The organism is Psychrobacter sp. H27 (assembly GCF_059072655.1).
On the sequence record NZ_JCACRX010000001.1, the window covers coordinates 3,057,077 to 3,072,282 of the forward strand.

Here is a 15,206-nt window from a genome sequence, read left to right on the forward strand (position 1 = left end):
TATCGTTAGTGAGTAATTTTGTATCATTTGATAGAACTGTCTAAAAAAGACAGTCAGCTATTACTGGAGCAGGCTTATGTCTGATGGCAATATGCCTTTAGTTGGTTATCATCAATCGCCTATCATTGGTTACCACCGTGCACCGCTTTCACAAAAGTTTGGGGCACCGCGCCAGCCAAATTTGGTCGCGCTGACCAGCGCTATTGAAATGGTCGCGCCCTATGATACGCCAGCCGCGTTTGAGGGTTTAGACGCTTTTAGCCATATATGGATCAGTTGGCAGTTTCATCATAATTATCGATACAAAAATTCTGGACATAATGACAACCATCAAGCGGATAGTAACTTTCGAGCACAAGTGCGCCCTCCAAGATTGGGTGGTAACCAAAAGATAGGGGTGTTTGCCAGTCGTAGTATGTATCGACCATCAGCATTGGGGTTATCTGTCGTTAAACTTGAGCGTGTAGAGGTGATACAAGGTCGTATACTACTCATCATTAAAGGTGCTGATATGATAGACGGTACCCCAATTATTGATATAAAGCCGTATGTGTCCTATAGCGATGCACTCATACAGGCACAAAGCGGATTTGCACCCGCTGCGCCAACGCTGCTAGACGTGATTATGACCGAGCATGCTTACGAGCAATTTATGCTGCTAGTGAGCACTAAAGAACCAGCTGGTATCAACGATAGTGACGAGGGCAGTACTCATATAAGTAACCACATAAGTAGCCATATAAAAAGTGCATCCAGAAATGCTACAGTAGCTGCAACACTTCGTCAGATACAAAGCCAGCTGGTGGTCTCTGATATCGATGCTATCAAAGCGCTAATCGCTCAAGACCCGCGTCCAGCTTATCGTCGTCAAGAGGTGGATGCATCATTTGTGATGCGTTATAAGTCTGTTGATGTGGGCTTTAGGCTAATAGCGTCAGGGCAGCTACACATAACATCAGTGGTGGCAATAGCGCTCGTATGAGTTGATGCCTTGTCTAATAAGAGACCATTTAACCATAATAGAAGAAGAAAAATATGTCTGCTCAAAATTACTCGATAGTGATTGATTTGCGTTGGTGCCTAGATGAGTTATTGGCAGATAAAATCATTGATCAGCGCAGCTACAACCTAGTGATTACCAGTCGCCGTGATAAAACGCAGCATCCACTGCTGACGATTAGTGAGTTTGGGTTGCCGAATGGTCATGCAGCAGACACGAGCGCTGAAAGTAAACTGACGCTGGCATGGTTAAATCAGTGGCTAGCATCAAAAGCGGGCATACCGCTGGTCCGTATCGACCCGCTCAAGATTGATGTGCCTGCCGTCACGCAGCTGATGTCATTTGAGTACGCGCGCTCACAGCATATTTTGCCGATAGAGGTTACTCTAGATGAGGTCGTCATCGGTACCGACCAGCCTTTTTATACCGATTGGCACCCTAGCATTGAAAAGCTGATTAAATTAAAGAACTATCGCACGGTTTATATTAGTCCTGACCAAATCAACCGTTACCGTCAGGAGTTCTATCAAGTCACGCAAGCGATCGCTGGGGCAAATAGTGTTCACAAACGCGCCGCGGCTGATGTCACTAACGTCGAAGCGTTATTGCAGTTGGGTGACAATACCAATCCTGATGCCAATGATCAGCATATTGTCAGAGTCGTTGATTGGCTGTTGCAATATGCCTTTGAACAGCGCGCCAGTGACATCCATTTAGAGCCACGCCGTGAGACGGGAAAAGTGCGGTTCCGTATCGATGGCGTGCTACATACTGTGTATGAGATGCCGCTTGCGATCATCGTGGCAGTGACAGCACGTATCAAAATTTTGGGGCGTCTCAATGTCGCAGAAAAACGCAAACCCCAAGATGGTCGCTTAAAAACCCGTACACCAAAAGGATTGGAGACTGAGTTACGTCTCTCAACCATGCCCACTGCCTTTGGTGAAAAGCTGGTCATGCGTGTATTTGATCCTGAAGTACTCGTACGCTCATTTGCTCAGCTCGGTCTCTCAGGTAAGCAGCTTGAGACTTGGCATCAGCTGACTGCGAACCCTAATGGTATTATTCTAGTCACGGGCCCGACAGGCTCAGGTAAGACCACGACTCTTTATAGCACGCTCAAGCAACTGGCCACTGAGCAAGTCAATGTCTGTACGATTGAAGATCCGATTGAGATGATAGAGCCTGCATTTAACCAAATGCAGGTCAATCCAGGAGTTGATCTGTACTTTGCTGATGGTATTCGCTCGTTGATGCGTCAGGATCCTGACATTATTATGGTAGGAGAGATTCGGGATGCCGAAACGGCAAATATGGCCGTACAGGCTTCACTAACAGGGCATTTGGTACTCTCGACGCTTCACACCAACGATGCGCCAAGCTCGCTCACTCGTCTGCATGATCTCGGTATCCAGCCATTTTTGACGTCAGCGACGATACTAGGGGTTATGGCACAGCGATTGCTACGTACGCTATGCTCGCATTGCAAGCAAGCAATAGACGTGACACCAGATAGCGAAATCGCCATTCAATGGCAAGAGTTGGTCCAACCATGGCGTGCAGCAGTACCTGCACAGATTTATATGGCGCAGGGCTGTGAGCACTGCCGCCATACAGGCTATCAGGGCCGAGTTGGCCTCTACGAGATTATGCCATTATCTAATGAATTGAAAAAATTGGTCGCCGCTGATGCAAACTTGGATGTGCTCAAACAACAAGCGTACCGTGAAGGGGTACAGCCACTGCGTCTCTCAGGTGCTAAACGCATTAGCGAAGGGGTGACAACGATAGAAGAAGTCATGCGTGTGGTGCCGCTGCATTAACGTTAGGCACCATACGTTAAGTGAAAATATACTCATTAAACACTCAACCGAGCTTAAGTCTATTTTCCGTTGCACGTAGCTGCACTTACGCTACTTGGCTTGAACTTACGCCGCTCGAAAGTCATCCACTACTTGAAAACCATTATCGATAGAACAATTAAGATACTAACGACTTTTTAATTTGCATAGTTTTTACCGATACGCTTCCAATAACGAGATTATTTATGTTTACAGATACACATTGCCACCTAAACCGCTTAGATTTAACCAAGTATGATGGTCAACTGACAGGCGCAATTGATGCCATGAAAGCTGCCAATGTGACGCGTGCGATGGCAATTATGTGTGATTTTGCGGAATATGATGAGATTGCAAATATTGTTAGTACCTATGGCGATGAGACACTCAATTTAGGGATGAGTGTGGGTATCCATCCCTGTGAAGATATTGGTGTCTTGCAATCAGCGACAGTCGAGCGTCTGATAGAAACTGCAAAGGCTGATCACGTATGGGCAATAGGAGAAACGGGTCTTGACTACTATTGGTCAACAGAAAATAAAAAAGAGCAGCAAGCCAGCCTTGCGCGCCATGTTCATGCCAGTCAACAGTTAAAAAAGCCGCTGGTGATACATATGCGCGATGCAAAAGAGGATACGATAGATATCCTAAAAAGTGAGGGCGCTGAGCATGGCATCATTCATTGTTTTACTGAAGACTGGGAGACCGCAAAGCGTGCTTTGGATCTGGGTTTTTATATCTCATTTTCAGGTATCGTGAGTTTTAAGAGCGCGCAAGATATCAAGGATGCTGCTAAACAAATGCCAAGAGATAGAATATTAATCGAAACTGATAGTCCGTACTTGGCGCCAGTCCCCAAACGCGGTAGACCCAATGAGCCTGCGTATGTGCCCTACGTGGCGAGCTGCATCGCAGACATGTATGGTTGTAGTGCAAAAGAAGTAGGGGCATTGACGGCAAAAAACTTTGAAAATTTACTGGCACAGTACCACTAAAATGGTTATGCTATGACCAATCAGTCATTTATTCGATAGTCTTGTGGTTCAATCCCCCTAAGTATTTATCACAATAAATATAACCACATGACTACCGATAACTATGTCAGCAAACATAAGCATATTCCCCGTTGTAGAGCTTTAGCAGTTTTGGTATAGCATTAAACGCTTACTACCTATACTGCTGTGAATGATGGTTGTATGCTTAATCTTGTCATGTTTTAGGAGAGATTATGAGTCGTCAGCATCAGTTCAAGGCACGAGAAGAGAATATCTTAGCGATGGCAGAGCAATTGCTACTTGAGTCAGGCGATGGTGATATTACGTTGGACAGTTTGGCAGATCAGCTAGACTTGGCCAAAGGCACGCTATATAAGCATTTTTCTAGTAAAGATGAGCTCTACCTACGTATTATTATTCGTTATGAAGAGCAACTGTTCGATATCAACCGTATCGATGACTGCCCATCAGCAGGTGTTGCCCGCATGATTTTTCAGCAGTTATTTAATCCACAAAAAGCAATGCTACTGAATCAAATCGAAGAGCGTCTTGCTGCATCAGTTACTGGTCTCAATCGCTTGTTTGGTGAGTTATATGATATTCGCCGCCAACGTATGAAGCGCTTAATTGATATTATTAGTGCTTACTTAAAAGATGAACACAGTAGTTTGAGCACACGTGACTATTTGTCATCTATTTGGGCGATGGGTCAAGGCGGTGCAGGGCTGTTAAATTCAAGTTTTTATCAGCGTTATTTAGGTCGCCGTGATACCTTGCGCTACGCTTTTGTTCAACAAATGCTAGAGTTGCCTAGTCATTATCCCGCTGAGGATGATGAGGTGATGGATGAGGACATGCAAGAGCTAGTAGAGCAGATTGACACTGAGTCAGAAGAGCATCGTAATACCAACTATTAAACGGTCTATGATCTATTATTTTGGCTACCCTCAATGACGTCATTTCTGTGTTGTCATACCCGATATGGCAGCACATTGAAATGACTTTTTTTAGCATTTACAAAAGCAAAGTCTATTATCCTACATATATAAACGAATTACAGGCTCTATAGGTGCAATATGCCGGTCACTGTCAAGACTCAGTCCAGCTCAGTGGCCACTCGCCCTTTAGCCCTAATCAGTCAAACCTCACGCTCACCCCACTTTGGTACGATAGCTACCAACCCTCACTACAGCGGTGCTTCTTCAGCTGTTTGTGACTCATTATCTTCTTTCTCAAGATATAGGACCGCGCAGACTGGTTTTACGCTGGTTGAAATCGTAGTAGTGGTGGTTATTTTGTCTATATTTGCTGGCATGATGAGCCTTTCTGTTGGGAGTAGCGAGTCCCGAAAAAACCGCGCCTTTTATGAGCACCTTACCGACTCCTTAAGCTACGTTCGTCTACTATCAGCTGAGCGTATGCAGCCAATGGGCTTACGTCTACAAGCAGATAATCAAGGTCAAATAGAGCCCGTCATCGTCACCTTGTCAAATCCCTATATCGCTTATCAAACTGCTGATAGCGTATCAGGCAACCTATCAGGCTCCTTCTCAAATAACCTCGACAGCCAGTCGAAAAACTCGATGGAGCTGTCTGCAGATCTGGGCGGTATGTCAGGCTCCACTGGAGAGCAGCAGCCAACACCGAGCTGGGATCTTGAGTCAGAAGTGAGCATGCCTGAGTTACCTGCTGGTGTCAGTATCAGAATCCAAAGCTTGGACGCTATCAATCTGGCAAATACAAGACAGACGCAGTCGCTACAACCTTGGTTTAGTGATCAAACCGTACCACAGCTATTATGGTTTGGTACGGGACAAGCGACACCGGTTACCATTGAAGTCATTCATGATTCGCGACTAGTAGGGGAAGTGATTACCATTATGCCTGATGGTAGTATGATGATAGGGCAGGGACTATAGTGAGTAAACGATCTAACAGTCCCAGAATGATGAATAAGCCGAGAGCAATCAATGCTAAACGTGAGAGTGGATTTACATTAATCGAAGTTATGGTTGCTTTAGCTATCTTGGCAGTAGTAGCAGTAGCAGCCAGCCGTGCCAGCAGTGCGTATTTGAGATCGGTTGATATATTGCGTACCCGTACGCTCGCTCATTTTGTGGCGCAAAATGCCGCTGCTGACTTACGAATCCAAGAGACATGGCTGACTGCCAATCGTACCCAAACCGTGAATGCTCAAGGTCGTGACTGGCAAATAGTGATGACAGTTGGCGATGCCATTACACCTGCGTTAAAAGAAGTTAATATATCGGTGGCACCTATCATAGATGGACAAACGCGTACCTCGGTCACTGATATTAGTATCATGCTAAGTAATGCTGAGCAAGATACGGCAAGCTTAGACTTTAATAACGTGGGTGGTGATAATACCCGGCAAGCAGGAGATGGCCTGTGAAGCGACAGCGTGGATTTACACTGCTCGAGCTGATGGTTGCTATGGCGATATTCGCGATGCTAGCAGTCGCAGGCTGGCAAGTGTTTGATAGTGTCAACCGCGCTCGTGAACGCGCCCAAACCCATGCGGATAACTTGGCTGTACTACAGTATGCTTATTTGCAGCTGCAACAAGATATGGCACAAGTAGTCCCTTACCAAGCGCTTAGCGATCCAAACGTCAATGTTGCTGTGCCTACAAATAACCGTACAGATAGTACCAGTCCAGCAGGCGAGCAAACCAGCGAAACAGTACCTGAGCCTTTTATGAAGGTAGATAGTGAGCACATCAGCTTTGTACGTTTTGCTGATCCTGACCCACGCTATCAAAGCAGCACGAGTATCCAGCATATCGAATATGTATTTGCAGATGGGCGCTTGATACGTCGGCAGTACACTAGTCTAGAAAATGGAAGCAATAGCGTTAGCTTAGACAGCGTGCTATTAGAAGATATTAGCGTAGGACGTTGGCAAGCCTATCTACCAGAGCTAAGCCCTAAATTTCCAAGTGATGATATCAATAGTAGTAGCACTACTATCAATACCGCCTTGGGACAGACAGCAAATACCGAGAGTAGTGAGCCCGATGCTATTCTGCTCCCAAAAGGTGTTTCTATTAATTTTACGTATCAAGATATGCCAATCACGTGGCAGTGGGCGCTTACTCCGCAGCCGATACCACAAAGTACGCCAAGCGTGACTAACAATCCTGAGGGTAATAGTAACGATAGTGATAGTAATGGTAGCAGCAATACAGATAATGGCAGTATAGAAAATGGTAATTGAGATGGTGGTATATAATAGGCATCACTTGCCGAGCAATAAAGGCTATATATGTCAATAACAGTGAATGCTCAGCGCGGTGTGGCGCTGCTTACGATATTACTATTGGTCGTGAGTATTACCGTGGTTGCAGGAGCGATGTTGGCCAGTCAAAAGGTCGCTATTAGGCGTAGCGGCTTATTGTTTGATCAAAATCAGCTATTGCAAGATATCGATGCTGGTCAGCAGTTGGCAGTGACGATGATTCGCGCGGATAGTCAGCTTAACGATACCGATAGTGAGCGAGACATTTGGGCACAGCCAATTCCGCCTTACACATTGGCGAACCATGGTATTAGTGTTGAGTTACGCGATGAGGCGGGTCGTTTTAATATCAATAATTTGTATCAAGGCGGTGCGGTTAATACGGCTGCACTGGCAGTCTTTCAACGATTATTGACTGAACTAAACCTAGAGACAGATATTGCTATTGCGGTACTTGATTGGCAAGACGCGGACAGCGATGTCTATCAAGATGGTGGTGATGAAAGCACAGTATACGCCCAGCAGTTAAACGGCACTACAAATGGTTCTTTACCTAATCAACCTTTTGTCAGTATTGATCAGTTACAAGAAGTGCGGGGAGTGAGCGCTGAGGCGTTAGCGACCATGCGACCTTATCTGACTGCGGTTCCTTATTACGTGCCTATCAACATCAATGCTGCCAGCCCAGTATTGTTAGCAGCACTGATTGATGGTGCAACCAGCCAGCAGATGCAAGGATTGGTCGACGCGCGCGCAAGACAAGCATTGACCTCTATCGATGAGATATGGCAGCTGACAAATCTGAGCGACGTAGATGATACACAGCGTCAAGCGATAGCCCCGTTGCTAGCAGTTGACAGTCAGGCTTTTATGGCGCTTATCACAGCAAGTGACAATGTTGTTACTGATAATGGACGGGGTAGACAGCGCTTTGCTACCGTTTTAATCAGCAAGACCGCAGTGAACGACAGCCAGCGGTCAAATAATAACCAAACCCCAAACGGTACTGATGGTAGTAATACCAATAGCGACACGCCCAAAGAAATCAAAGTGATTGGACAGCGACTATGGGCTTTTCGTCCGAGTTTTTAGTGAATCATCGTGAATGACTCATCAATCTCGCAGGCGAGTCTCTTCACTCGATTTCCAGTTATAAGCACCATAAAACAACATCTGTGCTTGACGAGTACAATTATGGAGCATCAACTGCTTATTCTCTTCGATCTCATTTAGATCGATCTCATCATCGTGGTCTTCAGTATAGGTCAACTCCAACCAGTCGATAATCCAAGAAAAGAACATATTTACGCCAGCCTCAGCAAGCAAACGGCGATCATAAGCATTGATATGCGTAAACGCTGGCTGTAACGCCAAATCATCTGCTAAGCTTTGAGCATGCTTTTTTACTAACTCATTAATAGCTTTGCGTACCGCTTCTGAACCGCCATAACGCTCACTGACCAAAAACTGCCAGTAATAAGGCTGGTCGCTGACCATATACAAAAACAGCTGAATACTCTTAGCTATCTGACGATCAAAACTGCGTTTACGTCCAATTTGTAGACTATCGCTAAGTGCGGCTAGCGTACCGCCCAGCTCCTCGATGACTAAGGCGCGCCCTAGGGACTCCATATCATCAAAATGACGATAAAACGCAGTCGGCACTACGCCAACCTCGCGGGTGACTTGCCTGAGACTAATAGAGCTAAAAGATTGCCCTGTCATACATAGATCAAGTACGGCGTTAAAAAAAGCGTGCCGAGTTTGAAGTTTCTTTTGTTCGCGACTGCTCATAATATTTCAAAATTGTCCGATTAGTGTTTATCATACTCATTTCAACGCATAAATACGACCAAAATGCGCAATTCGTGTGAATTTACTAGAGCTGTACTTGGTTTTTTAAACCAGGGTATCCCAATGGCCTTGTAGTTCTTGCGCCAATCGATAAGCCTCGTGATCATTCATACCGGTAATAAAATCTAAAATATTCAATATATTGTCATAAATATCGTCTGACAACACGCGGCGATGTTCGTCAAAATGTGGCCGTAGCAAGCTCAGCAGACGCTGCTGCTCAAAAGACATCGATGATAAGTTGCCTACTTGAGAGCCTGTCCAAGCCAATGGCACAAAAGCATCCATCAGGCGATGCAGACATTGATTGGCCATCAGCTCCATTCTGACTTTGCTTGGGTGATTGAATATTTTTTCGCGCGCTAATTGCTTTGCCTGCAATATACCGTTTTGTACGCTAGTATCACAGTGAGCAAACAAGCTACCTTGCAGTGTACCAGCCAGCAGCGCTGCACTGTTGGCGACAAAAGCATCGGTGACCGTATTGACCAACCGCATCATAGCACGTGATCGTAATGAGGCGAGGCTCTGCCTGACAGACATGTGCGCGGGCAGGCTGACGCTATCAGGACGCTCACCAATCAATTCATAGAATATCGTGGCAACCTCATGATAGGTGAGCATATTGAGATTAATGCCATCTTCTAAATCAATTAGGGCATAGCAGATATCGTCTGCCGCTTCCAACAGATAAGCTAAAGGATGACGAGCAAACCCATCGTGTTGTGCGGCGCGCGGCAGCTGTAAACACGCTGCCAGCTCCTCTAACTGAGCAGCCTCACTATAAAAACAGCCAAACTTCTGTATATTGTGATTTTTATCATCAGCGTCATTGCTGTGAGTGGCGAGCCAAGGATACTTCATAAAAGCGCCTAGCGTTGCGCAGGTGAGACGCATACCGCCTTTATCAGGATGGTGCTCATTGCGTACTAAGAGCCGAAACCCTTGGGCATTGCCTTCGTAGGCCAGTAAGTCCAAACGCTCATTGCTACTTAGCTGTTGTAGTACTGCTTGAGGATCGGACTGCCTAAACCAATCACGAATGGCGTACTCTCCAGCATGTCCAAAAGGCGGGTTACCAATATCATGAGCGAGACAGGCAGCCTGTACTATTACCCCTACATCGTATGGTGAGACGCCTGCTGGTAGACCACTGCCCAACTTATCATGGAGTTTTTCTGCTGCCAGCATGCCCAATGAGCGCCCAATAGAGGAGACCTCAAGCGAATGGGTGAGACGTGTATGAATACCCAGTTGATTGGTCAAGGGATGGACTTGGGTTTTTTGGTTTAACTGACGAAATGAGTGAGAAAATATCAACCTGTCATAGTCTTTATGAAACTGAGAGCGAGTACTGGTATTGGTATTGGACTTTTTGGCAGCGCCAAGACGTTGCGAGTTGAGAAGATGAGACCATTGCGCGGTAGAAGACAGCAAAGAGGGAGAGGTACTTAGCATACTAAAACATCCGAAACCAAGGGAGCTTCTAGCATAGCAAAATAGCGCCCTTGGTACAGCTATAGTCAACTCTTTATAAATTAGATATGGTGTCAGTCTTGCTTAGCTGACTCATTATAGTACTATCACTCGCCGCCCTTATAACTAATAGATATTGAACAGACTATATTAAGATTTTTGACAGTCAAAAAGTACGTCTTCTTCTTCGATAGCTACGTTGCTGTCTAATGTCTTGTTTAACAATGTTGCACGGTCACCATTTACTTGCCAGATAATACCATGATCGTTATCTAAGCCAATATCACTGGTGTAGATGGCTTTATCCGTATTCACATTGCTATCAGAAGCCGCTGACAAATCGTACTCAATACCATCGATAAGCAGATGTGCTGTCTGCGGCGTAACATCATTATGATAAGAGACACCGATAGTAGCAGCTGGCTCACAGGTGAACGTTATGCTGTTGCTGGCGTGCTCAGAATGGTCGTGACCTGCATGCTCATGTCCTTCGTGAGTGTCCATGTCACTATGGCTTTCATGGTCATGTCCTTCATGATCGTGTTCCATATCATCATGTGCTTCGTGGTCATGCTCTTCATGAGCATGTTCATCGTGTCCTGCATGACTGTCTGTGGTTGTTACATCTTCAGATGCTACTGGTTCACTGTCTGTTTTGGACTGGCAACCTAACAGTGAAACTGTCATAACACTGCTTATTAGAGAAATGCTTACGAATTTGGAGAAAGTAAAAGAATTGATCACAATATAATCCTAGAGTAAGACAAAAAAGATATGTTATATTATAACAATTAAGTAATAAAATAAAGCCGATGCTGGAGAATATCCAGCATCGGCTTGTTAGCGACTAAACAGTGTTAACTATCTAAAGCTACACGTTAAATCTAAAGTGCATGACATCGCCATCTTGCACGATATAAGTTTTGCCTTCTAGACGTGATTTACCAGCAGCGGCAGCGCCTTTCTCACCATTATGTTCGATGAAATCATCATAGGCAATGACTTCGGCACGAATAAAACCACGCTCAAAATCAGTGTGGATCACACCTGCTGCTTGCGGTGCGGTTGCGCCAATGGCTACTGTCCATGCGCGCACTTCTTTTACGCCAGCTGTGAAGTAGGTCTGCATATCAAGTAAGTCGTAACCACCGCGGATGACTTGGTCAAGACCGGCCTCTTCCATATCCATCTCAGCTAAGAAGTCTTTCTTATCTTCTTCGTCCAGCTGAGCGATTTCAGCTTCGATTTGGTTGCATAGAGCGATCACGATAGAGTCTTCACCAGTTGCATAGTCGCGCACCGCATCGAGATATGGGTTGTTTTCAAAACCATCTTCAGCAACGTTTGCGATATACATGGTAGGTTTTAGGGTGATTAAACCATAGCTTCTGATTAATTTTTTCTCATCAGCATCTAGAGTAGCCGCACGTGCCGCTTTACCTTCTGCTAATAATGGCTCAATCTTTTTGAACACATCAAGCATGGCACTGGCGTCTTTGTCACCGCCCTTGGCTTTCTTGGTCAAGTTAAGGATAGCGCGTTCAACGGCTTCTAAGTCGGCTAAAGCCAGTTCAGTATTGATGGTTTCAATATCGTCAATCGGGCTGACGCGACCATCAACGTGTACCACGTTGTCATCGTCAAAACAGCGAACGACGTGAGCAATCGCATCAGTCTCACGGATATTGGCTAGGAACTGGTTGCCCATACCTTCACCTTTTGAGGCGCCTGCGACCAGCCCTGCAATATCGACAAACTCCATCGTCGTAGGCATCACGCGCTCAGGATTGACGATATCAGCCAGTTGCTTTAGGCGAGGGTCAGGTACTGGTACGATACCAGTATTGGGATCTTTGGTACAAAATGGAAAGTTTTCAGCGGCAATACCCGCTTTGGTTAATGCATTAAACAAGGTGGATTTACCCACGTTTGGTAGGCCGACGATGCCGCAATTAAAACCCATAACATTCTCTCAATGTATTAATAAAAATAGTTGGTATGTAGTGACTATCAGACTGATTATGGCGTAAGCCTAAAACCTCACCTGTACGAAACGAAGCGCGTTTAAAATAGGCATTTAGAACAGCAGTCAGATAGTCAATCAAAATTGGGCACATTGTAGCAAATTTACCTGAATAGGGGTGAGGTTGTTACTTTATATGCTAAGGTTTTTGCCTGCCAATGACAGCCTGCTCGATGGCTAGGTTCGTATACATAGAGCGTCCATAAACGAGTCGGGCAGCTTATATGAGTGGTAAGCATTACTTTTGCGCGGTTATTCAAGACTTTTTAGTATGGTAAGCTATCTGATACAAACAGTACCCTAAAGCACAAGACGATGAAGCACTTGTGTGGTGTTTGACTTAACAGCTAATACTGATTCTATAGCCTGATATCACAGCGATAAAAAGCTGACCAAAAAACAATCAGTTCGCACCAAAATAAAACGTAAGGCAATATCTGACGATGACAATCTCGATCTTTGATACACAGCGCTATAAATATCCGCAAAACTTCCTTGAGATGAAGCCTAAGCTTGCTCGACTTGAGCAGGCCGTAAAAAAGCTAGAGGCAAATTTAATTCATACCAGTGATGTCAAAAATACCAAGCTTCTCGCTCAACGGTTAGATAGTCATTTAGGATTAACGGTTGACTATGCCAGCGGGTTAAATCCCGATCAGCTTATGGCAGCCACTACCACCGAAGGTAAAGTGTTGGTCATTGCGGGCGCAGGCTCTGGCAAAACCAAAACCTTGACCTATCGTACCAGTTACTTGCTCGAAAACGGGGTATCGCCTAAAGAGATATTACTACTGACATTCACTCGTAAAGCCGCGAATGAAATCAAAGATCGCGCTAAGTCTTTGCTGGCAAGTAGGCTAACAAACGAAGAGCTAGCTGAAGATAAGCTACCAACAGACAAGACATTAAACAGCATCACGAGTGGCACGTTCCATTCGTTTTGCAATATGCTGCTACGCCAGTATTCTGGGCTGCTTGGTATCAATCCACGATTTACTATTTTGGATACCAGTGATAGCGAAGATGCGATTGACTTGGTACATAAAGAAAAAAAATATCCCGCACAAACTAAAACCCAAGCTTTTCCACGTAAAAAAACACTGCAAAATATCATATCAACGTCTAGAAACAGGCGCATTCATATTCGCGACTTAATAGAAAGCAATTACCCTGATATCGCGGTACACATTCCTATCATCGAGCAGTTGGCAGTTGACTTCCATGAGTATAAACGCGCCAATCACTTATATGATTTTGACGATATCATTAGTCAAGTGGTTCGCCATCTAAAAACCAACGACACTTTTCGGCAGCGACTCCAAAGCACGTACGGTTATGTCATGGTTGATGAATACCAAGACACCAATATCCCGCAAAAGCAGCTGATCGATTTGATCTGTGAGCCTGACTCGGTGTCACTAATGGTCGTTGGTGATGACAATCAAAGCATCTACGCCTTTCGCGGTGCCAATTATGAAAACATTTTGCTGTTCGGTGAGACATATCCTGCTGCCAAACTTATCAAGCTTGAACAAAATTATCGCAGCACGCCATCAGTTTTAAACTACATCAATGCATTGTCAGCGCAAATTACCTTGGGCTATCAAAAGCAGTTGCACTCTGACGCACCCGTAGCAGGCGACAAACCAATATTTCGACGACTCAGCGATGAGACGAAAGAAGCGAGTTATATTACTAATAAAATTATCGCGCTCAAGCCAGAGTTTGACTATAACGATTTTGCTGTGTTGTGCCGTACGTCTTTTCAGTCCAATTATGTACAGTTGGAGTTTATGGCGCGCAATATTCCCTTTATCGTGGTGGGCGGTATCAAATTCATCGAAAGGCGACATATCAAAGATGTGCTGGCGTTCGTCAAAATACTCTATAACCCAAATGATACGATTGCGTGGCACCGTATATTGACCTTGTTTAAAGGAGTAGGTGCAGTTACCGCAACTCGTCTCACACAAGCCATCACTGCTGACAACAATGCGTTTGAGCCGTTATTGGCAGTGCCGTTTGCCAAAAAAAGCGAACAGCTACAACCGCTGTACCATACACTTGTCAGCGCCCAGAAAGCGGAATCGGTTGAAATAGCCATTGAGCGTATTCTTGATTTTTATATACCTGTGTTAAAGCTGATTGAAGACAACTGGCGTGAGCGTACTGAGGACTTTCGGGTGTTAAAGAACTTAGCGACAGAGCATACCAGCCTCGATAGCTTTTTGGAAAATCTCGCGCTCGACCCACCGAATGATTCGGTCGCGGTCATGGGGCGCTCTGACGATGAACAGAGTAATGATAAGGTCACCATTTCAACCATTCATAGTGCTAAAGGTCTAGAGTGGCCAGTGGTATTTGTTAACTCATTGGTAGATGGCATCACGCCGCATCACCGCTCGCTGGATGACTTTGAAGCACTAGAAGAAGAGCGTAAACTGTTTTATGTGGCCTGTAGTCGTGCAAAGACACAGTTATATCTGACCGCGCCGAATTATTTTTCTAGCTACTCTGGATATTTTGATATGGCATCACGCTTCATCGCGGAGTTATCTGCCGACGAGGTAACAGTAGAAACAGTAAAACCGCCTATCATGGATAATGATGATCCAATGTGGTGGTAACTGTTGATGAGACTGCGTAATTGAGTTATTTTTATAAGGTAAAGGAGGAGAGCGTATTTTTTATATCACATGAGATCTACAGTAGAAATTCGTGCTGATTTTTAGCTTATTCCCTCCCATTTTTATGACCAG

The 15,206-nt window shown here is 45.0% G+C and carries 13 protein-coding genes; 9 read left to right on the forward strand and 4 right to left on the reverse strand.

All coding sequences use genetic code 11. From position 1 onward, the window contains the following. Positions 1 to 76: 76 nt before the first annotated feature. From tsaA to gspK, 8 genes are all read left to right on the forward strand, one after another. On the forward strand, positions 77 to 982 hold the full coding sequence (tsaA, locus tag AC5JPY_RS12600; protein ID WP_493852653.1) for a tRNA (N6-threonylcarbamoyladenosine(37)-N6)-methyltransferase TrmO: 906 nt from the start codon (positions 77 to 79) through the stop codon (positions 980 to 982). A 53-nt stretch (positions 983 to 1,035) separates the two neighbouring features. Then, positions 1,036 to 2,823, forward strand: coding sequence for a type IV pilus assembly ATPase TfpB (tfpB, locus tag AC5JPY_RS12605; protein ID WP_493852654.1), 1,788 nt, complete (start codon positions 1,036 to 1,038; stop codon positions 2,821 to 2,823). Positions 2,824 to 3,047: 224 nt separating this feature from the next. Beyond that, entirely contained in the window at positions 3,048 to 3,836 is a 789-nt protein-coding gene (locus AC5JPY_RS12610; RefSeq protein WP_493852655.1) for a TatD family hydrolase, read from the forward strand. 233 nt (positions 3,837 to 4,069) lie between these two features. Beyond that, positions 4,070 to 4,753, forward strand: a complete 684-nt coding sequence (locus AC5JPY_RS12615) for a TetR/AcrR family transcriptional regulator (protein ID WP_319050189.1) — start codon at positions 4,070 to 4,072, stop codon at positions 4,751 to 4,753. 159 nt (positions 4,754 to 4,912) lie between these two features. Beyond that, entirely contained in the window at positions 4,913 to 5,755 is an 843-nt protein-coding gene (locus AC5JPY_RS12620) for a prepilin-type N-terminal cleavage/methylation domain-containing protein (RefSeq protein WP_493852656.1), read from the forward strand. Then, positions 5,755 to 6,249, forward strand: coding sequence for a type II secretion system minor pseudopilin GspI (gspI, locus tag AC5JPY_RS12625; RefSeq protein ID WP_493852657.1), 495 nt, complete (start codon positions 5,755 to 5,757; stop codon positions 6,247 to 6,249). The genes AC5JPY_RS12620 and gspI overlap by 1 nt, the downstream gene beginning before the upstream one ends. Continuing rightward, entirely contained in the window at positions 6,246 to 7,073 is an 828-nt protein-coding gene (locus AC5JPY_RS12630; RefSeq protein ID WP_493852658.1) for a type II secretion system protein GspJ, read from the forward strand. The genes gspI and AC5JPY_RS12630 overlap by 4 nt, the downstream gene beginning before the upstream one ends. A 48-nt stretch (positions 7,074 to 7,121) precedes the next feature. After that, a complete protein-coding gene (gspK, locus tag AC5JPY_RS12635; RefSeq protein WP_493852659.1) occupies positions 7,122 to 8,186 on the forward strand; it encodes a type II secretion system minor pseudopilin GspK in 1,065 nt (354 codons plus the stop codon). 21 nt (positions 8,187 to 8,207) lie between these two features. On the opposite strand, the gene AC5JPY_RS12640 is transcribed toward gspK, so the two are convergent. The 4 genes from AC5JPY_RS12640 to ychF form a co-directional block, all read right to left on the reverse strand. Then, the gene (locus tag AC5JPY_RS12640) at positions 8,208 to 8,888 is read right to left on the reverse strand and encodes a TetR family transcriptional regulator (protein ID WP_319050194.1); all 681 of its coding nucleotides are present in this window, start codon (positions 8,886 to 8,888) and stop codon (positions 8,208 to 8,210) included. Positions 8,889 to 8,993: 105 nt separating this feature from the next. Then, entirely contained in the window at positions 8,994 to 10,406 is a 1,413-nt protein-coding gene (locus AC5JPY_RS12645) for a deoxyguanosinetriphosphate triphosphohydrolase (protein WP_493852660.1), read from the reverse strand. Positions 10,407 to 10,574: 168 nt separating this feature from the next. After that, a complete protein-coding gene (locus AC5JPY_RS12650; RefSeq protein ID WP_493852661.1) occupies positions 10,575 to 11,111 on the reverse strand; it encodes a hypothetical protein in 537 nt (178 codons plus the stop codon). Between the two features lie 184 nt (positions 11,112 to 11,295). After that, positions 11,296 to 12,387 carry a redox-regulated ATPase YchF gene (ychF, locus tag AC5JPY_RS12655; RefSeq protein ID WP_443524295.1) on the reverse strand — a complete coding sequence of 364 codons (1,092 nt, stop codon included), beginning with the start codon at positions 12,385 to 12,387 and terminating at the stop codon, positions 11,296 to 11,298. Positions 12,388 to 12,890: 503 nt separating this feature from the next. On the opposite strand from ychF, the gene AC5JPY_RS12660 reads away from it, so the two are divergent. After that, on the forward strand, positions 12,891 to 15,074 hold the full coding sequence (locus AC5JPY_RS12660) for an ATP-dependent helicase (protein ID WP_493852662.1): 2,184 nt from the start codon (positions 12,891 to 12,893) through the stop codon (positions 15,072 to 15,074). Positions 15,075 to 15,206: the final 132 nt, after the last annotated feature.